Here is a 24,662-nt window from a genome sequence, read left to right as displayed (position 1 = left end):
TAAAAACTATCCTACGACCTCTCCTTGCGTATCGCGTGTCTGGCCGACGCTGGCCCGCCACAGACGAGCATACAGGCCATGAGCCGCTATCAACTGCTCATGGCTGCCATATTCAGCGATACATCCTTTATCGATTACGACAATAACATCGCAGCGGCGGGCGGTGGTCAGCCGGTGCGCGACGATAAGCGCGATGCGTTTCTCGGTATGCGTCACTCCGGTAAGCGAGGTTATTAAGCGCTCCTCGGCGCTGCGGTCGATACGCGCTGTCGCCTCGTCGAGCAGCAGAATGTGCGCCTGCGCCAGTTGGGCGCGGGCGAGGGCAATCAACTGACGCTGGCCCGCGGACAGATCCGTGCCGCCGTTATTGACCGGAGTACGAAACCCCAGCGGCAGATGTTGCACAGTTTCAAAGAGTCCCGCCTGTCGCGCCGCGATCTCCACCTCCGTGTCGCTGCTGTCTGGCCGCGAATAGCGGATATTTTCGGCAATATCGCCGCTAAATAATGCGACATCCTGAGTGACCAGCCCCGTCTGGCGACGATAATCACTAAGCGACGCGGCATCAATTAGGCGCTCACCGACACGGATTTGCCCGCTGCCGGGAGAGTAGAGCCCGGCCAGCAGCTTGATCAGCGTCGATTTGCCGGCGCCGCTACGTCCGACCACCGCGACTACCGTTCCTGGCGGAATGGTGAGCGAGAGATTATCAAGCACAGGTTGCGTTTTTTCGGGATAGCGGAATGTCAATGCCTCCAGACGTAGCGCGCCGCCAGTGCCAGGCGTTATGGAGGACGGTTCAATATTCTCCGTTTCCTCAGTCGCCAATAGCGCATTGATATGTTTGCCGCTGGCGGTCGCCTGCTGCCAGGAATCAACAATGCCTGACAACTGCTGTACCGGGCCATAAAATTGTCCCAGTAGCAGGAAGAACGCCGCCAGTATCCCGGGCGTCATTTCGCCTCCGGCGACCCGGGTCGCCCCGATTAAAAGCACGGCGGCATAGGCGGCCTCGGTGCAGAGGGTCAGGAACGGAAAATAGACAGCAAGGTATTTTTGCGCCCGCACGCGGGTGGCGCGGAAGTTGTCTGATAACGCCCGTAGCCTGGCGGCTTCCTGCTTCTGTTGGCCGTGTGACTGCACTACCCGCATACCGGAGACCTTTTCCTGAAGCGTACTGTTCACCTTACCAATTTCCAGCCGTGCCTGGGCGTAAGCAGGCGAGCTCAAACGGCGGTAAATCCACGTCGCCAGCACCACTACAGGCACGGCGCTTAATGCCGTTAATGCAAGAATGGGGTCAAGCCAGAACATTGCCGCGGCGATAGCGACCATCGTCACGATGCTGGTGGCCGCGCTGGCAAGACCGTTTTGCAGAAATCGGGCGAGTGAATCAACGTCGACGGTCATGCGAGTAAGACGCGAGTCGATGTGCTTCTCGTGCCAGGGAAGACTCAGGCGTAGCAGGTGGCTGAAGCTGCGTAAGCGTACCGTATGCTGTACCGACTCTGCCGCGCGGGCGGCGAAGATCGTTTGCAGCGCATAGCAGCACCAACCAATCGCCACCAGACACAGCGCGAGCAGAGCGCATATGCCAATAGTCGACATATCCCCTGCGGCAACGCCTGAGTCAATACCGCGCTGCAAAAGCACCAGCACGCCAACGCCTGCGGCGGAATCAAGCGCGATAAGCAGGGCGGCGATGACGAACATCCAGGCTACTGGCGTCAGCAGCGATGAGACTTGACGCCCGTGGCCTGCCAGCGCCATCTGTACGGCGCGTTCCGGAACGCGCGTCATTCGGTCGACAAAACCTTTTCCAGCGGGTGTCTGGCGCTCATGCGCGTCGTCGGATTTTACCGCCTGCGTTGTTGGCCATAGCTCACGTTGTTCCGCCGGGGCGAGGGCGAGAAAATCCCCCTCGCCGCTCATCAGCGAGCGAAACGTCGGACACCTTGCATCCAGCTCCGCCTGGGTACCGATATCCACGACGCGGCCTTTATCCAGTACGACGATCCGATCGGCTAACTGCAGTGTTGAACGGCGGCGTGCAATCACCAGCAGCATATGCTCATTATCGGCATAACGACCAAGAGCCGTATTAATTTCCGCTTCAGTACCGGCATCGACCGCCGAGGTGGTGTCATCGAGAATCAGCAGTTCCGGCGCGGTAATCAGTGCCCGGGCTAGCGCAATACGCTGGCGTTGGCCGCCGGAGAGGTTGCTTCCGCGTTCGGTCAGTCGGGTGTTGAACCCCTGCGGTAGCGCATTGATGAACCCGCTGGCGCCTGCGGCATCGGCGGCGCGTCGAATGTCGTCCTGAGTCGCTTGCGGGTGCCCATAGGCGATGTTTTCCGCCACCGTACCGGCAAACAGAAACGCGTCTTCAAAAACTACGCCAACGCGACGACGAAGCGCCGTCAGTTTCAGGTCGCGAATATTCTGTTGGCCCGCAGTGGTGTTGAGCCACACCCCGCCGGAGGTAGGATCGTAAAAGCGCGCCAGCAACATCAGCAATGTTGATTTTCCGGAGCCGGAGGCGCCAACCACTGCCACGGTTTCACCGGCGTGAATGGAAAACGAGATCTCATTGAGGATACGGTTACCGTTGTCGTAGTGGAAACTCATCTTCTCCACGTCCAGCCCGATAATCTGACCTTCAACCGACTCAGTACCGTCTTCCATGCGAGAACGCGTGTCGATAAGCGCGAAGACGCGCTCCACCGACGCCTGTGTGCGCTGTGCGATAACCAAAAACGATGCCAGTACGCGGGTAGGGCCGGTCAGCATAGCGAGAAAACTCGCGAACGCAACGAAGGTTCCCAGATCGATGCGCCCGTTCATCACCGACCAGCCGCCATAGCACAGCAGGACGATCTGCCCTATCACCGGTAGCGCCAGCATGGTTGCGCCCGGCATCGCCTGCGAGATAGCGGCACCGATGCGTACCCGCACCATCTGCCGCGACTGACCATCGAGCCAACGCGTTTCACGTAACTCCGCCACGCAGGACTTCACCACTGAGATCTGTTCCAATACTTCGCGCATATGTTCCGTCATGTGCGCCAGCCGGTCTGAGGCAAGCCCCGTTTGCGCGAAAACACGGCGACGGGCGCGCAGGGCGATAATAGCAAGAGCGGCCAGTACGCAAATCACGATAAGCGTCATGGATGGCGACATCCATAGCATCACCGCGATACCGGCCACATAGTAAGTGAGCACCGCCAGCGGCACCGGACACATCTGTAGCAAGGTGTGTACCTGTTGAAGATCGCTGTTGGTACGCGAAATGACCTGCCCGGTACGCAAGGCGTCCTGGCCTGCGCCGTCCAGTTTCTGAATACTGTCGAACGCACGGCTACGTAACGTATGCTGAACCCACAGCGAGAGTTCCCCGGCATAGCCGCGGCGCACGTAATTCCCGATAAAATCAAAAAGGGCAATTAATATCAGGCCGCAGGCAAGTAACGGCAGGTGGGTTGTATCGCCTGCTATCGCGTCATTGACGGCCTGACGCGTTATTAGCGGCGTCAGCGCAGCCAGTAAAATGGTCGATACTGATGCTACGATGACAATGATGCTCAGTGTTTTACGTTCCCAACACACGCGGGCAAGGCGAACTATCCAGGCACGAGCGGGCATGGGGGAATGAGTCGCGGGCATTAAGCCTCCTTATCGGTGAAAGATGAGATATGGCGACACACGCTGGGTTCAGCCGCCATATTGTCATTGCGCTGCCGCGGTTAGCCGTGTTGCAGCATGGCGATCAGTTTTTTTGCCACCTCGGTCGGGCAAGGCTGGGCCGCCATTTCCGCCGCGACCTCCTGCGACGCCTCGCGAAGCGCGCGATTACCGAGGAAGGTATTGATTATGCTGCTCGTAAGCCCGCTCTTACCGGGAATAATGCCGCATCCGCGCTCGACCACGGCGCGGGCATTGACGGGTCTGTCGGCACCCTGGCCAAAGACTATCTGCGGAATGCCGGCATGCAGCGCCGTCAGGGTGTTGCCTGCGCCGCCATGGTGGATAAAACCGTCGGCGCCGTTAAGGAAAACGCCCATCGGAAGCCAGTCGACCAGACGGACATTCGGCGGCAGTGAACGTAAATCCGAGCGGGCGTTTGCCGGAAGATGCAGGATGATTTCGGCATCTACTTCGCCGGCAGAATCCATTACCCAGGAAATCAGATCCAGGCCATCCACCATCGGTTTGACGGTGCCGAGGCTGACCAGAAGACGCTTGCGATCAGGTGTACGTTCCCACCATTCTTCCCAGACGGCGCCGCCGTTATACGGGACGTATTGCATGGAGATAACCGGCTCTCCGTCATTTTGCAGTATGCTCATGCTGGGCGGTGTGACGTCTATCCACGCCAGATCTCTTGGTGGCGCGCTGACCCCATGGCGGCGGTAGGCGTTAGAAAGTGATTTCGTCACGCCTTTGATGTGCCAGGGCGTATGACCGAAGCCGACGGTTTGCATCACTATCGGAATGTCATACTTAGCGGCAATCAGTGGTCCAACGACCCCAAGGGGAGGGTAGACGATGAGATCTGGCCGCCACTGCCCGGCGAACGCGACCAGCGGGTCAGTCATCTCTTCGCTGAAGAATGAGAAGTTCCCCATTTTTGTTCCAATGTTATTTTCTTTTCGCAATGCCTCCTGACGGCGATAACCCGCTTCCGAATCGAAACCAGGCGCAGCATCAAATACCACCAACCCAGCTTCGGCTGCTTTCTGTGCAAATTTTCCACCGCTTGCAATCAGCACTTCATGGCCATTAACACGAAACGCTTGCGCCAGGGACAGCACAGGGTATAGCAGTCCATACAGTGGTGGACCGACAAACAGAATACGCATGAGAAATCCTCTCTCTCCACGTCATAAATCGAACAAGTCGTTAATGAGAATGATAATAATTACCAATATCATTTGTAAAATGCAATAACTAATACGACACTTGATCATGTGATGATTTTTTGCGTAAAAATCGGGAAAGATGAGAGCGTTAAGCGGTGAAGTTTGGTTTCAGACTTATTTACGCGCGTATGGTCGCAAAGGCAAAGCGCCAGGATTGGGGAACTGGATTCGAATACCAGACGCCCGTGGATTATTAATGATAACTTCGTAAATAACCTTTCAGACAATGAGGTAAACGCACCGACAGCAAGGTAACGGGAAACGTAGGGAGTAGTATTGATAACGCGTTGCGGGGCAATTTAATGGTGTCCGGCGGCAGATCGTGTTCTGTGTAGACTTTCCGGCGTTAAATCCCGTATCACCTGCGAGCCTGGACTATCTCTGTGGTATCAACTCTGTAGTAATTTTGTCCCCTTCGTCTTCATTAACCAATGAAACCAGCTTTAACGTCACCGTTCGAATGTTGCGAACGAACAGCTCCTTATGCGGATATCGTCACCGCTCTGCGATTTTTATAGCGCATCAGCCACACGATTTATTGGTTCTTGAAAACCAAGGTTTTTGATAACCAATGTTATGCCAGGCTTACCTGTGTCATCCAGGTTATCGACACTTGAGGCATAAACTTTACTATTTTTTCTGTCCGTAATTGCTTACATCTAACATTTTGATTAAAAAGCCTTTCCAGGTGAATACTGTGTCTGGTAGTGTTTTGAGCGATGTCGTCTATAGCTGGATGTAACATAGGCCTTATCGTGAGCGCGTTACACTATATATGTTAATACGTTGAATTTTTTCTCTTTTTAATTAGATGCTGTCTTTTTTGTATACCCTTTCGGTTTATTTATGCCATACGCCTGTATTACAAAAATGTTATATCCATCCTGTTGTGATTTTTATTTTAATTCATTCGTTTTTTTATACTGCTTGCCGGAAAGTATCTGTATAAGGTGGATACGCCAATACCAAAAATAATAGCTAATTGCTGCCGAGGATGGCCTTTCTCTAATAGCCGACTAATCTGTTCCTGTTCATGTTTGTTGATCGCCCGAGGGCGCCCTCCCAGTCGTCCTTGCGCTCTGGCGGCAGCCAGTCCGGCAAGGGTTCGCTCGACGATTAATTCTCGCTCCATCTCGGCCAGTGCTGACATTACATGAAAAAAGAATCGCCCCATCGCGCTACTGGTATCAATACTATCGGTTAAAGAATGGAAGTGAGCTCCACGTTCATGTAATTCTGATATTAACGCCACCAGATTTTTCACGCTACGGCCCAGTCTGTCTAATTTCCAGACGACAAGAGTATCGCCTTTATTTACATACTTTAACGCCCGTTTCAGGCCGGGGCGGTTTGCAATCTTGCCACTGATACGGTCTTCAAAAATGCGGTCACAATTTGCACTAGTAAGCGCATTACGCTGTAAATCGATATTTTGGTCAATTGTTGACACCCGAATATACCCAATAGTAGCCATGATTTTCTCCTTTACATCAGATAAGGAAGAATTTTAGTCGCTTTTCTCATGGAGGATTGCTTTATCAAAAACCTTCCAAAAGGAAAATTTTATGGCACAAGTAATCAACACTAACAGTCTGTCGCTGCTGACCCAGAATAACCTGAACAAATCCCAGTCCGCACTGGGCACCGCTATCGAGCGTCTGTCTTCTGGTCTGCGTATCAACAGCGCGAAAGACGATGCGGCAGGTCAGGCGATTGCTAACCGTTTTACCGCGAACATCAAAGGTCTGACTCAGGCTTCCCGTAACGCTAACGACGGTATCTCCATTGCGCAGACCACTGAAGGCGCGCTGAACGAAATCAACAACAACCTGCAGCGTGTGCGTGAACTGGCGGTTCAGTCTGCTAACAGCACTAACTCCCAGTCTGACCTCGACTCTATCCAGGCTGAAATTACCCAGCGTCTGAACGAAATCGACCGTGTATCCGGCCAGACTCAGTTCAACGGCGTGAAAGTCCTGGCGCAGGACAACACCCTGACCATCCAGGTTGGTGCCAACGACGGTGAAACTATCGATATCGATCTGAAGCAGATCAACTCTCAGACCCTGGGTCTGGACTCACTGAACGTGCAGAAAGCGTATGATGTGAAAGATACAGCAGTAACAACGAAAGCTTATGCCAATAATGGTACTACACTGGATGTATCGGGTCTTGATGATGCAGCTATTAAAGCGGCTACGGGTGGTACGAATGGTACGGCTTCTGTAACCGGTGGTGCGGTTAAATTTGACGCAGATAATAACAAGTACTTTGTTACTATTGGTGGCTTTACTGGTGCTGATGCCGCCAAAAATGGCGATTATGAAGTTAACGTTGCTACTGACGGTACAGTAACCCTTGCGGCTGGCGCAACTAAAACCACAATGCCTGCTGGTGCGACAACTAAAACAGAAGTACAGGAGTTAAAAGATACACCGGCAGTTGTTTCAGCAGATGCTAAAAATGCCTTAATTGCTGGCGGCGTTGACGCTACCGATGCTAATGGCGCTGAGTTGGTCAAAATGTCTTATACCGATAAAAATGGTAAGACAATTGAAGGCGGTTATGCGCTTAAAGCTGGCGATAAGTATTACGCCGCAGATTACGATGAAGCGACAGGAGCAATTAAAGCTAAAACCACAAGTTATACTGCTGCTGACGGCACTACCAAAACAGCGGCTAACCAACTGGGTGGCGTAGACGGTAAAACCGAAGTCGTTACTATCGACGGTAAAACCTACAATGCCAGCAAAGCCGCTGGTCATGATTTCAAAGCACAACCAGAGCTGGCGGAAGCAGCCGCTAAAACCACCGAAAACCCGCTGCAGAAAATTGATGCCGCGCTGGCGCAGGTGGATGCGCTGCGCTCTGATCTGGGTGCGGTACAAAACCGTTTCAACTCTGCTATCACCAACCTGGGCAATACCGTAAACAACCTGTCTGAAGCGCGTAGCCGTATCGAAGATTCCGACTACGCGACCGAAGTTTCCAACATGTCTCGCGCGCAGATTCTGCAGCAGGCCGGTACTTCCGTTCTGGCGCAGGCTAACCAGGTCCCGCAGAACGTGCTGTCTCTGTTACGTTAATTTATTTCGTTTTATTCAGCCCCGTGAATTCGGGGCTTTTTCATTTAGCATAGATGAATATATATTTATGGAATGTATGGCTGTAAATGATATTTCCTACGGGCGAGAGGCTGAAATATGGCCGCGGGATTATTCTATGCTTGCTCGTCGAGTTCAATTTCTACGTTTTAATGATATCCCTGTTCGATTGGTGAGTAATAATGCCCGGATAATCATAGGCTACATTGCGAAGTTTAATCCGAGGGAAAATTTGATTCTGGCTTCGGATAAACCTAAAGGAAATAAGCGCATTGAAGTTAAATTAGAGTCTCTGGCAATTCTTGAAGAATTATCAGGTAATGACGCTTTTAATCTTTCGCTGATGCCGACTGACGAATTTAATCTTCAGCAATATACTCCATCGAGAAGAGATTATTTCTCGATTTGCAATAAGTGCTATAAACAGGGAGTCGGTATCAAAATCTATATGAAGTATGGACAGGTTTTGACTGGCAAAACGACAGGCGTAAATGCGTGTCAGGTTGGTGTGAGGACATCCAATGGCAATCATATGCAAGTTATGTTTGACTGGGTGAGCAGGATCACGTCTTCGGACTACGCTGAATAACGCCTACGGTAATAAAAAATTCCGTGAGAAAATATTGCTCCTGGAGGAACAGAGACCATTCGACAGCGCATAGATAGTTTCGCCGCTGCTCGTGCCACTACGGCCAGGACGCTTAAAGCAGCTGACAGAAAAGAATTGATCATTAAAGCTTCGCAAAGAAGGTCTGCTGAATCTTCGCAAATCTATGGATACCGTAGCCCAACATCCTGGCGTCTCACGGGCAACTGCTTATCTTTATGCTCGACAGTCTGACTGCGAGCTTTGCCCCAGCCAGGCAGGACTCTCAGTGAGTGTTCTATTTTCTTTGACTCTCGTATTCCAATTCTTTCAGGAGTTATTGGTGAGACTTTTGGCGTTTTGCCCTGTCACCCATCGCGCAGCCGCTTTACCCACCGCGTCATTTGACTCCAGTGTCCGTAAGGTTCTCTGCAATCCTCACCAGGCGGCAATGGACGTAAAAAAGCCCGCAGAGCTTGTGCTATACGGGCTTAGTAGACTTTACTGAACTTCAGTACATCAATATTTGGTGGGCTGGCGGAGTCTGAATAATTCACGTAACTATCTGTTATTATGTGACTTTATCCAATTCAACTTTCATTGGTATACCTAAGCGTATACCAATGGAGATTTGTTGCAGCGCTTCCTGTGGTTAAGTGAACCTGTTTTTGGATAGATCACATCAAGAAAAAAACTTTTTTTTAGAAAAACTGTTCACACTGTTCACTGTGTATTTTTGTTTATTGAAATCATTACGTTACACGGTGAATGGTTGGTGAACAGTGAACACTTTACTGTTCACTTTTGCCGTTTTGCAGGTAAAAAAAGACCGGCAATTGCCGGTCAGGTCAGGTTATTTCGCTATGGGGTCATCGCATTTTGGCAGCCAGTCGGCGTTGCTTTCTTCTCTTAGCGCGAGATTGGTCTGTATGCCCTGATTTTTCCGGCGCTTCTCATAACTTAGCCCGTATTCTTTCAGCATGGCTGGCAGTCCTTTACCGAACATGGTAAGGCTCAGGGTATTCCTGTAGCCGTGGGCTTCCATATACGCCAGATAGGCATGATACAGATACAGGCGCGGCTGACGCGGAATGATGTTGGCATTGCCAATATACATCCCCTCAGGCTCCGGCAGTGCTTCAAGGTAACCACAAAAATCAAATGTCGGGTCGGCGTCGCGTTTAATACTGAGCGCCTCGTCGGAGTTCTGCTGTGACTGGAGCAGTGTGCGGGCGATCATCGGATCGCTGAACTTCTGCATTAGCTGGCGTACAATCACGGCCAGCTCGCGGGCGATTTTGTTCTTGAGCTGCGGGTCGCGCTCTTCCGGGGCAATCTGTTCCGGGAAATGCAGGATCACCCGGCGACGGGAAACACCGCCGCTACGGTCGGTAAATCGCATCGGGTTATTGTTCACGGCCAGAATCACCGCCGGAATATGGGTGGAGTACGCATCCTTGTATTTCGGGTCGACCGATACCGCATCACCGCCTGTGATGGCCTTAAGTCCTGCACCGTCACCGCTCCATTTTTCCTGGTCAGGCAGCCGTATCAGCGAGAAGCCAATCAGCGCCGCGCGCTCACGTGGTGATTCCAGCGTTTCGATGGTAGCCGACGTGGCGTTATCTTCCCCGGCAAGCATGGTCGCAATTTCGGCCAGAATACTTTTTCCGCTCCCGCCGGGGCCGGTGACTTCGAGAAAGAGCTGCCAGTCGTAACGGTTCGCCAGAACCATAAACAGCGCGGCCAGAATCACATCGCGTTTTTCCGGTTTGCTACCGGCAGCGCGGTCAAGCCAGCGCCAGAAATAAGGGGCGTGGGTTTCCAGCGTTTCGCCCTCCACCGGTGGGGTGAAATCAACATCACATAGCGTGCGCAGCCAGTGCGATTTATGATGCGGGCTGAAAGTGCCGGTGGCGGTATCGAGTACCCCGTTACGAAAACCAATCAGACGGCGCGCCGGTGCGTCCTGCTGCGGAATAATCAGTTTCAGGGTCTCCACCACTGAGGCGATTTTCCCCGACGAGAACGGGGCGCGTAAGCGCTGGAATAAATCAGCCACATTCCGTGAAAAAGTGGCGGCAGGGATATTTTTCCAGATGCCGTTTTCATAGCGGGACAGGAGCTGGCCGTTCGCATCCACCGCCAGCGCTTCGCCGTAATGCTCATGCACCCGCAAGGCCTTGTCGCTGGCGCTCATGGCGGTAAATTCCGCTTCGCTCATGGTATCAAACGGACTTTGCGCCGGTGGCCGGATAGCGTCATAAATGGCTTTCCGCGTGGCCTCTTCACCTTTCTGCATAAACGCATCATTCCAGTCACCGAACACCGGCGGCAGGGCAACAATGCCCTCACAGGCATCTGCGGCCGCAGCGGCTTTGCTCTGGCCGTCGCCGTTCAGGTCACGGTCGGCGGCCAGCACAATCTGACAGGCCGGGGACTTCTGACGGGTAAGGCTCGCCAGAGAAAGGAGGTTCACGGAGGACAGCGCCACCATGACGGTTTCCCCGGTCAGGTGATGCACGGTGAGCGCGGTCGCATAACCTTCCGCAATCCACAGGCGTTTTCCGGCCTGTTTTTTCCCTTCGATGATATGACATGCCCCTTTGACCTGACCGCCTTTCAAGGTGCGTTTGAGACCATCAGCATTGATAAACTGAAGGTTAACCAGTGCGCCGGTATCGTCAGACAGCGGGACAACCACATCCCCGGCGCGGAACGTCACGCCGCCGGTTTTATGCATGACGGTGAGCGTCAGACATTCCAGAGCGGGGAAACCCTTGCGGGTGAGGTAGGCGTTGCCGGTGGTCGGTCGGGTTTTCTCCATGAGCCTGACAGCCAGCGCGGTCGCCGCTTTGCGGTCGGCCTCCGTTTCAGCCTCTGCGGCCGCAATCACTTCCGGGGCAACCGGCGACAGATTGCCGGTCACGGCGTTCACCTTCCCGGCAGCTTCTGACGGGGTCACGCCAAACACTTTCTCTACCAGCTTAAGCCCGTCACCTGCGCCACACTGATTGCAGAACCACGTCCCGCGCCCCTCTTTATCGTCAAAGCGGAAACGGTCAGAGCCGCCACACACCGGGCAGGACTGATGGCGGTTTTTAATCACCTTCACACCCAGCGCAGGGAGAATGTTCGGCCAGTGGCCACAGGCCTGTTTTACGGTTTCCGTTACGTTCATTTTCATCGTTATTTTCTCCCTCAGTGCAGTACCGGTGCGGTGATATGACGGGCGCAAAGTTCATTCATCACGGCGAGCCCGAGAAAGGACAGCGACGGCGCGGCCTTGAGTGGTCCGGCTTCCATTAAATCTTCCAGCAGTGCACAGGCAATCTGGCGGCCTTTTTCCTCGCCGTGCTGGCGCAGATAGAAGCCCTCCAGCTCGGCAGCAATGGCGCTTTCCAGTGTGTCGAGGGTGAGTTGCGGGTAGCAGTGCTGACGTTCGCACAGGGTCAGCCAGGCACAGGCCACGGCGCGACGATACAGCGCGGCGCGTAATACGGGTGGTAATGGTTTTTTCATACATTGCCCTCCCCGGTCAGCCAGTGCTGATTGCAGCGCTCGACCACGCCGTCGAGCTGGGCGGTCATAAGGTAAATCACGGAGGTGAGCTGTAACTGCTGCACCGGGTCACGGCGAACGGTGGCGCAGTCCTGCACCTGCATCAGATCGCCGACGAGCAGGCCGACGTTGCGCATATGTTCCAGACATTCGAGGTCTGCCCGGCTGATGGCGGGCTGGTGTTTATTCTGCGGCCGTTCCGTACTGTAAACAGGCATAATTTCTTCTCCTGCAGGTGTGCGTATCCCTGCGCGAATACGCACATTTAATTTTGGGAATGTCGTTTTTTAATTACAGATAATGGCGGTAACTGTTATCCGGTTTTATTTCTGGATCCGCTCGCGGAATATCCCGCCATTTACGCGCCGCTGGTACTGTTCGCTTGGGAGTCGTTATATCTTTCTGGTAAATATCGATATTTTTCGCCCGCCACTTCTGTAATTCAGGGTCGAAAGTGACTTCTTTCAGTACGGCATAACGATTTTCGCGGCAGCGTTTAAACAGATCTGGTTTCACACAGGTAAATTCCTGCAAAAAACGACCGAGCGGTATTTCCGTAAAATGGTCATCATTTTCTGTACGGACAAGAATGCTGTACGTCCGGCGGTACGGATTCCAGGCCAGCGCCGGGCAACGGTACGGCATATCCCATGGAATGCCAGCGGCCAGAACGCCGACCACGACCACATCAGGGAAGCCTGTGCAGCGATAAATCTCACCGGGCTGAGGAAAATCAAACATGGTCTTCTTCCTCCCGCAGGCCTTGCTGAGTGAGAAAGTCACGGCACAGGCCTTTGCCTTTCAGTTCCTCCAGAACAAAACTGATGTCATCGTGCAGATAGCTGAAAATATGTGGCATACAAAGCTGATGCAGGCCGGTTAATTCACGTTGCCCCAAATCAAGCCCGACAAACTGCGTTATAGTGCTGGCGCGGTTGAGTTTATGGTATGCCTCAATGCTGAGGTGCTCGCGAAGAGTGTTAAGGTCATCACGACGCGCTGAGACGGTCTGAATGCTGTTTTCAGTGTGCATGTGACACCTCCGCAAGCGGCAGACGGGCGGAAAGAGAAAGGACATAGTCGCGGACAAGGGAACTGCGTGCGGTGCGCTCGTCACCGGCAACGGTGCGGAGCATGCAGATATGTGGTTTACGCTCAGTGCGGCGAACGGCCGCAAACACAAAAATAAATTCATGGTGAGACGGGGTGAGGGTTGTAGCCATAAGGCAACCTCCGATGGATAGCTGATAATTGCTATCGCCGGAGTTCTCACGCTCAGTGGCGATAGCCCAGACGGGGGTGAGAATACCGGCTCCATCGAATACCGGCCAGCCCGAGGGCTGCCCCGCCTGAGCTACCATTGACATGATGACATAATGTACGAATACGGGCAGGCGACGGAAAGTCACACCTGCACGAATGTCCGCACACCACACCATTATCTGGTGCTCTGTGGCGTTGATTGCGACACAAAAAAAGACGCATGGCGCGTCTGGTATCGCCGATGGATTGCTCGGGTTCTCACGCCCGGTTGCCGATTTTGCGGCAACAGCAAAACTGTACCAGGAAACATACAAAAGATGCAAGCCAGAAAAAGGGGCTTTTTGCTGAACAGGTCGCATCATGCGTCATATCCCCGCTTGCGTTGTGCAATACGGTCGGCCATCCATGCGGTGACTTCGGATTGCAGCCAAGCAACATTTTTACCACCGAGGGTTATCTGCTGCGGAAAGGCATTTTTCTTAATGAGATCGTAAAGCGTGGAGCGGGACAGACCGCACAGATGCATCACTTCAGGCAGGCGTAAAAATCGCTCCTGAGTGGCATCAGATACCGGCATCAGGGGAGCCGCTGGAGCAGAAGACGGAGAAGAAAAAGCAGTTTGCATTAAGCCACCTCGTAACAATCCATACAGCGCCGGTCGTGTCCGTCCGGCTTCGGGTAGCTCTTTATTTTGTGAATATTTTTCTCCAGTGCAACAGGTGCATGTTGTGTCGTGGAGCGGTTTTGTCTGTTATTTGAGCAGTGAAATGAAAAGGCGAAAAATAATCGGCACACGACGCGCTGAGACGCTCATAAAATCCGGCTGATTGGATTCTTCTATTAATTACAGAAAATAAAAATAAAAAAACAATGAATCATTCGGAGGGAGATTGCCGGTAGCGGTGAACAGTAGTGAACAGTCGGTGAACAGTTACACCCTCAACTGTTCACCCTTTATCTGACTGTATTACTTATCTTTTTCTTTTCAGTGAACAGTAGTGAATAGTTATAAGTAAAAAAACAAACAGTGAGTAAGGTTTTCCTGAGACCTTTCTCTGGCCAGCCGGGTTTTAAGGTCTGTTTGTGCCATTTTTGCCACAACGGCAATGAATCGTGTTGTTGTGTCCGGCGCGGCAGAATCTCCTCAGATTGAAACGAAGAGGAGACCCGACATGACTCATACCGCTGTTATTCCCGACTACCTTAAACCCGCGATGGAACGGCTTGAGACGGCCAGAGAGGAACATCTCATTAATGCCCGACGCATGGATGAAACCACGGCGGCCATCAGCCAGGTGAAAGCACAAAAAAAGGAGCTGGAGCAGGAAAACGGCAATGATTCCGGCGCATGGCGCGCCGCCTTTCGTGCCGGTGGTGCTGTCATTACCGACGAGCTGAAACAACGCCATCTGGCGCGCGTGGCACGGCGGGAACTGGCGCAGGAATGTGACAGCATGAACGAGGTACTGTCTTTTGAGCTGGACAGCCTTAAAGGAGCGTGTGACCGGACGGCCAAAGCGTATCGTCAGGCACATCACAGCGTCCTCAGCCAGTACGCAGAGCATGAGCTAAATGCTGCCCTGCGTGAAACCTGTAGCGCGCTGGTCAGGGCAATGAAACTCAACATACTGGTACTGAATAACCCGCTTGCCAATACCGCCGGCCATCAGGGCTATATCCAGCCAGAGCAGGCCGTTATGCAGCAGGTGAAAGCGTGGCTTGAACAGGCCGTGAATGGCTGCAATATCCGTCTGACCGATGAACCGGTGCTGTTTAAAACAGGGCTCTCATCCTCCACGCTGCCACATATGGAGCATGATGTTGCGGTTACGCCCGGCCAGCGTCAGGTATGGTTTGAGAAAATGAAAAAACGTGAGTCTGACCTTAAGGCACGGGGGTTACTGTCATGATGCGCTGCCCTTTCTGCCGCACAGCGGCACACGTTCGCACCAGCCGCTATATGTCTGACAGCGTCAAAGAGAGTTACCTGCAGTGCCAGAATGTACACTGCTCGGCGACATTTAAAACGCATGAGTCGATTTTTGAAGTGATACGCTCGCCGGGCGTCGATGAGAAAACCGCGCCGGTGCCGACAGCCCCCGTTGCACCCCGTCGGGTAAAAGGCTGCTACAGCTCGCCGTTCCGCCATTAATAAGGAGAAACAACCCGTGACCACTCTGACGTTACAGCAGGCCTGTGACGCCTGTCAGACGAACAAAACCGCGTGGCTGAACCGTAAAAGCGAACTGGCCGCCGCAATGCAGGAATATCAGGAATTATTGCTGGATGACAATGCATCAGGCTCCCGCAGATTACAGACGCTGCGTGACCTGATTGACGTAAAAAAATGGGAAGTTAATCAGGCCGCCGGTCGCTACATCTTCTCGCATGAGGAGGTGCAGCGCATCAGCATCCGTAACCGGCTGCATGATTTTATGCAGCAGAACGGAGCGGAGCTGGCCGCCGCACTGGCACCGGAGCTGATGGGGATTAAAAACCAGCCCGCGATGATAAAAAACCGCGCGCTTGACCGTTCGATGGCATATCTCCGTGAAGCCCTTTCCGTCTGGCTGACCGCAGGAAATGAAATTAATTATTCTGCACAGGATAAAGATATTTTAACGGCCATAGGATACAGGCCTGATGCGCCTTCGCGGGATGATAATCGTGAAAAATTCACCCCTGCACAGAACATGATTTACGCCCGTCGACGCGCCGGACTGGCCGCGCAGTAGACTGTCAAAAAATCCCTGTAAATCCCGCTATTTTTAACCAAATAAGCCATGCATCCATAAGGTGCATGGTTTTGCATGCGTTTTCTCGCTCCGGCATGCCAGACCAGCGCCAGTCGTGGCGCGGCCTGAGACCATCTTTGCACCTGCATTAAAAGCGGCCCATTAAGCGGGCAGGCGTGGCGGGGAGAGCATTGCGCGCGACATTACATAAAAAATTTGTAGTAAAGTTTTCTCCAATCGCATTCAGTTTGATCATTGGTAGTTAGTTTTAAGAGGTAGATCTAGGCTTCGTATGAACATAAAATGTTATTCTTGATGAATTGTTTTTTCACATGGAGCAAAGTGAAGTGGCGATTGTTGAATTGCATTTTGATGGCGATATTGCACCTGATCACCAAGTATCTCTAAGAACTCTTTCTAAAAGTTTAGGTCACTTGCAAAGTGCCTTAGACCGGGCTTATCTTGACATAAGGCATGGTAATCTTTGGAAATATGCCAAGATGCACCATGACTACTATAAAGATGTTGAAATGTTGGTACAGCCTCCTAGAGAAGGCGGATACATTATTGACTTCTTCTCAAAGAAAGAAATTACAAAAAAAGTTGTCGAAAGGGTTTCAAATGCAATAAATAATGCTGTAGTAGAAGCACAGCAAGCAGGTCTTGAAAATGCTGACACTATCAGTAAAAGTTTGGAAACTAAACGTGCGCAAATCGCTGCTCAAAAAGTTCTTCCACGTGATTATCAAAAACTTTTAGAAAATCCTGATCCGGCAGTTAATCGGCGGTATGGTGATCGGGCTATTGTAAGAGACATAGATCAAATGCTGGCAATTATTAGATCGAATCACTCTGGTGATAGCTCGTTAGAAATATCGTTGACAGCAGATCGCACAGAGGTATTTGAATTCAATAGAGCTAAAGCTAATGATTTCCATAGAGTTATAACAAGAAAGAAATTGGGAGACCCCGTAATTTATCGAGTGAAAGTCACCGAGATGGACTTACAATATCTTTCTGCTAAAATGAAGAATAATTTTAATAACTCGGTAAGCACGCTGAGATTTGCCTCAAAGGAAGATTTTCAAGAAGTTTTCCCTTATTTTCAAGGTGAAAAAGAAATGGTGTTTTTGGGTGCGCCTTATATAGAATATGGTGCTTTTGATCCAGCTTGCGGAGATGTATATTTTATACAGGTGTATTAATGGATGAGTTAGCAAAAAAAGTCCAAGAAAAATATATAGAGGATCTTACTAGTAAGTATCCTCTACATCGTTTTTTGATATTGTTCATGGTAATTTTCTTTATGCTAACTTATCAAAATGGTAATGTTGATATTTACAATATTCTGAACCAAACATCGCTTAAGGAAGTCTTTGATTTTCAGGGCGGCGTGTTGTCAGGGCTTTCAATGTTGCAACTAATGCAAGCTCTCATCATTTCTTTGATTTTGAATAGTTCGCATAAAAAAATAAATTTTTCTATTTTCAATCGATTGATTTTAATCGGTAATTCTAATGGGTATATTGCAAAAATTCATGAAAAATATAAGAGTTTAAAAAGAAATGATGCCTATGATTTCTTTCTCATCAAGGAGATAGATAACAAAATAACAGATAAAAAGGCTTGTCTTCGTGTTAAGGTAATTAACTCCGAGATTATTTTTTCTCTTTTGTTTTGTATACTTTGGAGTTTTCATATATCTGCAGTGAATATAGTCTCGATATTTTCTTTATTATTATTGTGGTTTTATGTTCAATGGGATATTTATAAGTTTTACACCTCTGATTTCTTTCCGTTGTATGTTGCAAAACAATATTTGCTAGATGAGCCTATAGTCGCTACAGAAGGCTTTCATGATTGAAAGCCTTAAATAATAATATATTCGCTAAATATTGTCATTTAGAACTCGTAATTATTGCACCCCACCAAGATAAGAGTTCCTTACGTTGCTCAATGTACAAAGCACGATTATATGCTCGGCGGACTTCGTCTTTGTCAACATGAGAAAGTGCAGTTTCGATAACGTCTGAGTTAAAACCAGCCTCATTCATTGCTGTGCTTGCAATAGATCTCAAGCCATGAGCAACTAATTTTTGCCCATATCCAATCCGCTTTAAGGCTGCATTAGCTGTCTGGCTATTCATTGGCTGCTTTGGATTATTCCTACTCGGAAAAACATATTCTCGATGTGCGCTAATAGGCTTCATAACCTCTAGAATATCTAATGCCTGAGGAGATAGAGGAACAACGTGCTCACGCTTGGCCTTCATTCGTTCGGCTGGAATCGTCCAGAGCTTTGTATCGAGATCGATCTCTGTCCACCTGGCACCGGAGGCCTCAGAAGGGCGCACAAGAGTCAGGAGTTGCCATTCAATAAGACAGCGAGTCGAAACAGACAGATTTGACATGATTAAAGAACGCATCAGTTTCGGCAATTCTTCTGGCCGCAGTGTCGGCATGTTTTGCTTTTTAGGCTTCTCAAATGCCATACCAATACCAGATGCAGGGTTGGCATCAATCAGACCAGTGTTTACGGCATAAATCATTATCTCGTTAATACGCTGCACCAGTCGACGTACAGTCTCAAGCGCCCCACGAGCTTTGATTGGTTCAAGCGCTTCAACCAATGTACGGGCTTTGATTTGCTGAACAGGGATCTCACCGATGGCAGGGAATACATCTTTCTGCAGTGAACGCCAAATGTCTTTTGCGTAATCAGGAGTAACGCTTTTGCTTTTGAGCTGGAACCAGTTAGCGGCGACTGTCGAAAAAATACTGTCCAGAGCGATTTTTTGCTCTTCCTCTACGGCTTCAGCTTGAATTTGTGGGTCAATTCCGTTGGCTAATAAGGCAAGATAATCCGCTCTTAATCCTCGGGCATCAGCAAGTGAAAGGGCGGGGAAGGCACCGAGTCCCATCATTGTCCGCTGCTTTGTTGCCGGACGTTGATAACGGAAACGCCAGAGCTTTTTCCCACTGGTTTTCACTATCAGGAAAAGCCCATCACCATCATGTAGCGTTAGATCCTTCTCTAACGCCTTAGTACGCAGAACTTCGGTGTTGGTCAGGGGGCGTGTTGTCCGTGCCACTGTGGCCGCTCCTTCATGAATTGGTATACGCGTTTAGGTATACATCCTATCGTATACCTAAACGTATACCAATAATCATCGGATTTAGCCGGATGCCCTCGGACAACGACAGACACAAAAAAGCCCGCAGGGCTTGTGCCGTGCGGGCTTTCTGTACTTCACCGGACGTATCCGGATCATCATTTGGTGGAGCTGGCGGGAGTTGAACCCGCGTCCGAAATTCCTACATCCTCGGTACTACATGCTTAGTCAGTCTTTACATTCGCCTGGCACCTGCGGACGGACACGCCACTACCAGACTAGCCTGATTCGTTTTAACGCTTCAACCCCAGGCAGGGCATCCGCGCGATCTCTTTTGGGTTTGACCTCTCTTGATCCCCGTCCTAAGAGCGGAGGCTAGGGAGAGAGGGCTCTAAGCAGGTTATTAAGCTGCTAAAGCGTAGGTTTCGTCGTTTGCGACTATTTTTTTGCGGCTTTTTACGAGGCCAACCGCCCCTCGGCATGCACCTTGGGTTTCGCAAATCCCGTCGAATCCAGAATCAGCCCCAATGTGTAAGGTAAGTATAACAGACTTGTGACACGCGTGACCAGCCCCCGTATCTTCTTATCTTCAACGATTTACCGCTCGCGCAGCGCTTCTTTCGCGCGATTAAACGGTTTGATTAAATAGTCGACAATGGTTTTTTCACCGGTTTTGATATCCACCGTGGCGATCATGCCTGGAACAATCGAAAAACGGCGTCCTGATTTATTTTGTAGATAGTCCTGGTGGGTGCGGATAAACACGCGATAGTAGAAAATTTCCGGTTTCACTTTATCCTGAATGGTATCCGGTGAAATGGTCTCCACCACGCCGTCAAGCCCGCCGTAAATGGCGTAATCGTAAGCAGTAATTTTAACCAATGCGCGTTGGCCGGGATGAATAAAGGCGATATCACGCGGCGAAAGGCGGGTTTCAATCAGCAGACGATCGTCTACCGGCACTATCTCCATCATCTCGCCGTTAGGCGGGATCACGCCGCCAATCGTCGTGACCTGGATATTTTTAACAATGCCGCGTACCGGTGAACGCACGGTAAGGCGGGTGACGGAATCCTCGCGTCCTTTTAAAATGGCGGAGAGCATATCGACCTCAGCGTTCGCTTTCGATAACGCTTCGCGTGCCTGCACATAATATTGTGAGCGCAGATCGGTAATTTTTAAGCCTAAATCGCTTTTTTGTCGTTGCAGGCGTAGCACTTCAACATGACTGGCCGCGCCGCTTTTCTCCAGCCGCTGGGTAATGGTCAGCTCTTTATTAACCGACGCCAGCGCATCCCGTAGCTCGGCTTCGGTATCGGCCAGCTGCGCGCGGCGGCTTTTATAGAGACGCGTCTCTGCGGCAATCAGATCCGGCCAGCCGTTCAGCTCAGCGGGAAAGGCGAGAGGTAAGTCGCTGACTTCCGCGGTTAACCGTGCGCTGGAGGCGAGTGAAGCGCGATATTTTGCCGCACTTTCACCCACATTGGACGCCAGACGCGTCGGATCAAGCCGGGCGACAATCTGGTTAGCCTGAACTCTGTCGCCTTCCCGCACCGTCAACTGCGCCAGAATGCCGCCATCCAGCGACTGCAGAACCTGTTCGCGTGAACTGGGGATCACTTTCCCGTTGCCGGTGGAAACCTCATCCAGTCGGCCAAACCACGCCCAGATGCCGAGAATGAGAAATAACAGTGAGCAGATCAGAACAATACGACCCGCGCCGGAAAACGCCCGTTCACGCTGAATATCGGGATCGTCCATCGCGGCATCATGCTGATTGATTTTCATTTTTCCACTCCCGACGATGACTTTGCATCCGATCCGCGTTAAGCGCCTGCGCTTTTGGCGCATCCATCACCAGTTGTCCTTCTTTCAGGACAACGACACGCTCAACCAGCTCCAGTATTGGTACCCGGTGCGTCGCGACGACCAGGGTTCGATTGCCAAGCCACTGATGTAACCGCTGAATAAACTCTCGTTCCGTATGCTCGTCCAGCGAGGCGCTGGGTTCGTCAAGTAGCACAATATTGGGGGAGCGCAGCAGCATTCTCGCCAGCAACAGGGACTGACGCTGCCCGCCGGACAGGCCGTTACCACCCTCCATAATGGGATGATCCAACCCTTTTGCCAGCCGCCTGACGAAGACGGCGCCGCCGCTGACTTCGAGCGCGTCAAAAATCTGTTCATCGTTGGCGTGCGGCGCGCCGAGCGTCAGGTTCTCTCGTAGGGTGCCGAAGAAAAGCCGCGCGTTCTGGCTAAGAAAGCCGATGTTGCGGCGTAAATCCGCCATATCGATGTGCGACAAGCTGAGATTATCAAGCCGGGCATCTCCCTGAATCATCTCCAGGCCGCCCGCCATCGCCTGTAAAAGTGTGGATTTACCCGCACCGTTACGCCCCAGTATCGCAATCCGCTCGCCAGGCATGATCTCCAGACGCACGAGGCGCAACGGTATGCGTTGATCGTCGTTATGGTAACGAAACTGAGCGTTTTCAAAGAAGTAATGCCCGTGGAGGATGTCGCGGTGTATCAGGCTATCGTCATGCTGTGTCTCGGTGGGCAGTTGCATAATGTTGTCGAGACCCATCTTCGCCGCTTTCACCTGCTGCCAGCGCGCCAGCACGCCGCACAGGTTAGCCATTGGCGCGATCATCCGCGAGCCGAGCATCGACGCGGCGACCACGGCGCCGGTAGTCATACTGCCTTCAATGACCATCGGCGCGCCGAACATAATCACTGCGGCATACACCAGACTTTGTACCGACATCCCCCAACTGATAAGCCCTTGCGTGAGTTTGCGGGTGCGTAGACCCGACTCGCCGGTAATACGGATATAGCTATTCCATTGCTGAAGAAAGCGGTTCTCCGCCTGCATCAGTTTAATATCTTCCAGCCCCTGAACGCTTTCGACCAAGACTGCATTGCGTAGCGTCGCTTCGTGGGCGGCCTGGTTGGCGAGGACAGCCAGTTTTTTTTGCAGTGCGACGCCCGGCAGGATCATCAGCAGAGCCGCCACGGGCGCTATCCATGCCAGCGGTGGGGCAATAATCGCCAGGACTATCATAAACAGGAAAAAGAAAGGCAGATCGACAATGGTCGCCAGCGTTGAAGAGGTAATCATCTCGCGGATCTGCTCCAGTTCGCGTAACTGCGAGATAAAACTGCCTGTGGAACGGGGAATAGCGCTGTTGCGCAGCCTTAACGCATGACCGAATACCCGATCGGAAATGCGCATATCGGCGCGTTTACCGAGCACGTCCATAATGTGCGTACGCGCTTCACGCAGCAGAAAACCGAACAGCACCGCTACCAGCACGCCGAAGGAGAGCACGTACAGGGTAGGATATGACTGAGCGGGGATCACCCGATCGTAAACCTGCATAGAGAACACAATCCCGGCCAGCGACAGCACGTTAATCAGAAAGGCGGCGACCATTACCGGTAAATAAGGGCGAATATCCTGCAGAACCAGCTCGCGCATCCAGTCGGGTTTAAAGCGGGAGATATAGCGGTCGACGCGGCTATCCTTGAGCGCCGATAGCGGGCGTAGCGCGGCAACATAGAGGATCTCCGGCAATAACTCGCTGAGCGTCAGGCGGTTACGCTGACCCTCTTCTTCAATCACAAAAACGTCTACCGCATCTTCGCCATTAACATGTTCGATAACCAATAACAGCCCGTCCCGGAGCTCGACAACCAACGGCAATCGCCACTGACTAAATGCCGTTTTGTCTATGTCCGGCGCATGAAAGGATAAACCCGCCTGCCGCGCGAGCTGCGTTAAGGCGGTCGTTCTGCTTTTACCCCTAAACCACGGGGCGTTGGCCTGAATTGAACCGGGAGAACAGGCAACGCGATAATGACCGGCGACATAGCTGATGGCCTGCGCCCATTGGCTTAGCGCGCGCTCACTGAGTACCTCTTCTACATCGGGGGCGGCGCGGGTCATGGCTGGATCTCCACGGATTGAATGCTGCGATGATTTAACGCGAACGCCTGACGAAGCGCGCCGGTGTTATACAGACAGTTCAGTTGCAACTGATGCAACTGGCTTTCCGTTTGCAGTTCGGCAAAACGCGCCTGGTAAACTTCCTGCTCCGCATTAAGCACGTCGAGCAGCGGGCGGGAACCGAGGTCAAGGTATTGCTGCTGATACAGTTCGCGCGTGCGTTCGCTAAGCTGCTGTTGCCGACGAAGGATTTGTAACGCGCTGGCAAGACTCATTGCCTGGCTGCGCGCCTCCATCAGTTTCTGGCGGACATCAAGCCGGGTGCGCTGAATGGTCGACTGAGCCGCGTCTACCGCATGGCTGGCGGCGTTGCGTCGGGCAGTCAGCCCTCCGCCCTGATAAAGCGGCATCTCAACTTTTACCCAGGTGGAATACTGGGTTTTATCCAGCACTTCATGACTGGGATATTTATCATTAAGATAATGTTGTACAGAAGGTTCGAGCGAAATCGTCGGCGTCATTTGCGCGCTGGCATAGTCCAGATTCGCCCGCGCAACGTTGGCCTGCGCCCAGGCGGCCAGTACCGCGGGCACCAGTCGATCGTCGGGAGTCGCCGTCTCACAGCTGCGAGCAAGTTTCGCCGGGAAGTCATTATTGATGCCGTTAAGCGAATTCCAGCCCAGCCAGCTCATCAGTGAGGCTTTCGCACTGTCGAGATTGGCCTGATACTGCGCCAGTTGCGAGCGGGCGGATTCGATTCTGGCTTCGGTTTGCACTACGTCAGATAGCGACGTGGCGCCTTCATCGCTGCGCTGCCGGATAAGTTTACCGATGCCGTCCAGCGCGGTGAGCTGTTCTTCCGCTGCTTCTACCATTTGCTGCCAGCTCTGCGTTTGTACAATGGCGTTGGCGGTTTCATGCGCGACGGTATCAATACTGAGCAACACGTTGGCCTGTTGCTGTGCTGCGCCTGCGGTTTCGGCGCGAACCTGGCTTGCCACTTTGCCGAAGTCATAAAGCATTTGCGATACCGACAGCACCAGCGAGGGGCTATACCCGTGATCGGTGTAGGTATTGCTGTACCCATTGTTCACGCCAGCACTGACTTGCGGATAATATTTCGATTTGGCGACCTCTATTTGTTCATTCTGTGCGAGCAGTTTGCCGACGGCTTCGCGAATAGAAGGATGCCAGTTAACGGCGCGATTGACCGCGTCATTGAGCGTCAGGTTGCCCGGCGCGGCGGCGCTGAGCGGCAACTCAGCGGCGGAGCCATCCAGCGAAGGAAGCATCTGGTCCGTTGCTAATCCTTCGGATGTGATAATTGGCAGCGATTCTGCGCCCCGGGGCTGGTGATGAAACAAAGCAAATGCCAGTACGATGGCGACAGGTGCGACTCTTCCCATAGTTTATCCCTTTTAAATATCACCGC

At 51.9% G+C, this 24,662-nt stretch carries 21 protein-coding genes, 1 other RNA gene and 1 pseudogene; 8 read left to right on the top strand and 15 right to left on the bottom strand.

Features of this window, described 5'->3' with window-relative positions; all coding sequences use genetic code 11:
• Positions 1 to 6: 6 nt before the first annotated feature.
• From iroC to hin, 3 genes are all read right to left on the bottom strand, one after another.
• Positions 7 to 3,663 (bottom strand): salmochelin/enterobactin export ABC transporter IroC, encoded by a 3,657-nt coding sequence (gene iroC, locus ACLJRS_RS07835; RefSeq protein ID WP_001111799.1) that lies wholly within the window; start codon positions 3,661 to 3,663, stop codon positions 7 to 9.
• An 80-nt stretch (positions 3,664 to 3,743) separates the two neighbouring features.
• The gene (gene iroB / locus ACLJRS_RS07830) at positions 3,744 to 4,859 is read right to left on the bottom strand and encodes a salmochelin biosynthesis C-glycosyltransferase IroB (RefSeq protein WP_001221103.1); all 1,116 of its coding nucleotides are present in this window, start codon (positions 4,857 to 4,859) and stop codon (positions 3,744 to 3,746) included.
• 961 nt (positions 4,860 to 5,820) lie between these two features.
• Complete coding sequence (gene hin, locus ACLJRS_RS07825; protein WP_000190914.1) at positions 5,821 to 6,393, bottom strand: flagellar phase variation DNA invertase Hin; 573 nt, start codon at positions 6,391 to 6,393, stop codon at positions 5,821 to 5,823.
• A 91-nt stretch (positions 6,394 to 6,484) separates the two neighbouring features.
• On the opposite strand from hin, the gene ACLJRS_RS07820 reads away from it, so the two are divergent.
• The 3 genes and pseudogenes from ACLJRS_RS07820 to ACLJRS_RS07810 all read left to right on the top strand — a co-directional run.
• Entirely contained in the window at positions 6,485 to 8,005 is a 1,521-nt protein-coding gene (locus ACLJRS_RS07820; protein ID WP_000079794.1) for a FliC/FljB family flagellin, read from the top strand.
• Between the two features lie 67 nt (positions 8,006 to 8,072).
• On the top strand, positions 8,073 to 8,612 hold the full coding sequence (fljA, locus tag ACLJRS_RS07815) for a phase 1 flagellin gene repressor FljA (protein WP_000388995.1): 540 nt from the start codon (positions 8,073 to 8,075) through the stop codon (positions 8,610 to 8,612).
• A 27-nt stretch (positions 8,613 to 8,639) separates the two neighbouring features.
• A pseudogene (locus ACLJRS_RS07810) lies at positions 8,640 to 8,862 on the top strand (helix-turn-helix domain-containing protein); the annotation flags it as partial.
• A 600-nt stretch (positions 8,863 to 9,462) separates the two neighbouring features.
• On the opposite strand, the gene ACLJRS_RS07805 reads toward ACLJRS_RS07810, so the two are convergent.
• The 7 genes from ACLJRS_RS07805 to ACLJRS_RS07775 all read right to left on the bottom strand — a co-directional run bounded on the left by ACLJRS_RS07805 (position 9,463) and on the right by ACLJRS_RS07775 (position 14,058).
• Positions 9,463 to 11,796, bottom strand: coding sequence for a primase-helicase zinc-binding domain-containing protein (locus ACLJRS_RS07805; protein WP_023198743.1), 2,334 nt, complete (start codon positions 11,794 to 11,796; stop codon positions 9,463 to 9,465).
• A 14-nt stretch (positions 11,797 to 11,810) separates the two neighbouring features.
• The gene (locus ACLJRS_RS07800) at positions 11,811 to 12,131 is read right to left on the bottom strand and encodes a DUF5375 domain-containing protein (RefSeq protein ID WP_410957774.1); all 321 of its coding nucleotides are present in this window, start codon (positions 12,129 to 12,131) and stop codon (positions 11,811 to 11,813) included.
• Positions 12,128 to 12,388 carry a hypothetical protein gene (locus ACLJRS_RS07795; protein WP_001145746.1) on the bottom strand — a complete coding sequence of 87 codons (261 nt, stop codon included), beginning with the start codon at positions 12,386 to 12,388 and terminating at the stop codon, positions 12,128 to 12,130. Before ACLJRS_RS07795 ends, ACLJRS_RS07800 begins: the two co-directional genes overlap by 4 nt.
• A 73-nt stretch (positions 12,389 to 12,461) precedes the next feature.
• Positions 12,462 to 12,911: a hypothetical protein gene (locus tag ACLJRS_RS07790; protein ID WP_000459283.1), complete on the bottom strand. Its 450-nt coding sequence runs from the start codon at positions 12,909 to 12,911 to the stop codon at positions 12,462 to 12,464.
• Positions 12,904 to 13,203, bottom strand: coding sequence for a hypothetical protein (locus ACLJRS_RS07785; protein ID WP_000556707.1), 300 nt, complete (start codon positions 13,201 to 13,203; stop codon positions 12,904 to 12,906). Before ACLJRS_RS07785 ends, ACLJRS_RS07790 begins: the two co-directional genes overlap by 8 nt.
• Positions 13,193 to 13,795, bottom strand: coding sequence for a host cell division inhibitor Icd-like protein (locus ACLJRS_RS07780; protein ID WP_000986181.1), 603 nt, complete (start codon positions 13,793 to 13,795; stop codon positions 13,193 to 13,195). Before ACLJRS_RS07780 ends, ACLJRS_RS07785 begins: the two co-directional genes overlap by 11 nt.
• Entirely contained in the window at positions 13,792 to 14,058 is a 267-nt protein-coding gene (locus tag ACLJRS_RS07775) for a helix-turn-helix transcriptional regulator (RefSeq protein ID WP_001750322.1), read from the bottom strand. Before ACLJRS_RS07775 ends, ACLJRS_RS07780 begins: the two co-directional genes overlap by 4 nt.
• Positions 14,059 to 14,605: 547 nt before the next feature.
• Between ACLJRS_RS07775 and ACLJRS_RS07770 the strand changes: the two genes are divergently transcribed.
• The 5 genes from ACLJRS_RS07770 (at position 14,606) to ACLJRS_RS07750 (ending at position 18,032) form a co-directional block, all read left to right on the top strand.
• Entirely contained in the window at positions 14,606 to 15,343 is a 738-nt protein-coding gene (locus ACLJRS_RS07770; protein ID WP_000149859.1) for a hypothetical protein, read from the top strand.
• Complete coding sequence (locus tag ACLJRS_RS07765) at positions 15,340 to 15,585, top strand: ogr/Delta-like zinc finger family protein (RefSeq protein ID WP_000984203.1); 246 nt, start codon at positions 15,340 to 15,342, stop codon at positions 15,583 to 15,585. Before ACLJRS_RS07770 ends, ACLJRS_RS07765 begins: the two co-directional genes overlap by 4 nt.
• A gap of 16 nt (positions 15,586 to 15,601) precedes the next feature.
• Positions 15,602 to 16,168, top strand: coding sequence for a phage polarity suppression protein (locus tag ACLJRS_RS07760; RefSeq protein ID WP_000210076.1), 567 nt, complete (start codon positions 15,602 to 15,604; stop codon positions 16,166 to 16,168).
• A gap of 347 nt (positions 16,169 to 16,515) precedes the next feature.
• Positions 16,516 to 17,373, top strand: coding sequence for a hypothetical protein (locus ACLJRS_RS07755; RefSeq protein ID WP_001018882.1), 858 nt, complete (start codon positions 16,516 to 16,518; stop codon positions 17,371 to 17,373).
• Complete coding sequence (locus tag ACLJRS_RS07750; RefSeq protein WP_023198740.1) at positions 17,373 to 18,032, top strand: hypothetical protein; 660 nt, start codon at positions 17,373 to 17,375, stop codon at positions 18,030 to 18,032. Before ACLJRS_RS07755 ends, ACLJRS_RS07750 begins: the two co-directional genes overlap by 1 nt.
• A gap of 34 nt (positions 18,033 to 18,066) precedes the next feature.
• Here ACLJRS_RS07750 and ACLJRS_RS07745 read toward each other — a convergent pair whose 3' ends face one another.
• The 5 genes from ACLJRS_RS07745 to ACLJRS_RS07725 form a co-directional block, all read right to left on the bottom strand.
• Positions 18,067 to 19,260: an integrase domain-containing protein gene (locus tag ACLJRS_RS07745; protein WP_000124725.1), complete on the bottom strand. Its 1,194-nt coding sequence runs from the start codon at positions 19,258 to 19,260 to the stop codon at positions 18,067 to 18,069.
• Positions 19,261 to 19,444: 184 nt separating this feature from the next.
• Positions 19,445 to 19,807: a transfer-messenger RNA gene (gene ssrA / locus ACLJRS_RS07740) on the bottom strand.
• A 71-nt stretch (positions 19,808 to 19,878) separates the two neighbouring features.
• On the bottom strand, positions 19,879 to 21,042 hold the full coding sequence (locus ACLJRS_RS07735) for an HlyD family type I secretion periplasmic adaptor subunit (RefSeq protein ID WP_000342601.1): 1,164 nt from the start codon (positions 21,040 to 21,042) through the stop codon (positions 19,879 to 19,881).
• A 7-nt stretch (positions 21,043 to 21,049) separates the two neighbouring features.
• The gene (locus tag ACLJRS_RS07730) at positions 21,050 to 23,230 is read right to left on the bottom strand and encodes a type I secretion system permease/ATPase (RefSeq protein ID WP_000196147.1); all 2,181 of its coding nucleotides are present in this window, start codon (positions 23,228 to 23,230) and stop codon (positions 21,050 to 21,052) included.
• On the bottom strand, positions 23,227 to 24,636 hold the full coding sequence (locus ACLJRS_RS07725; protein ID WP_000533874.1) for a TolC family outer membrane protein: 1,410 nt from the start codon (positions 24,634 to 24,636) through the stop codon (positions 23,227 to 23,229). The genes ACLJRS_RS07730 and ACLJRS_RS07725 overlap by 4 nt, the downstream gene beginning before the upstream one ends.
• Positions 24,637 to 24,662: the final 26 nt, after the last annotated feature.

Origin of the sequence: Salmonella sp. SAL00670 (genome assembly GCF_046552235.1) — a bacterium.
Classification (GTDB): Bacteria; Pseudomonadota; Gammaproteobacteria; order Enterobacterales; family Enterobacteriaceae; genus Salmonella; species Salmonella enterica.
Note: the sequence above shows the minus strand (reverse complement) of the source record. Positions and strands in the feature narration are given on the sequence as shown.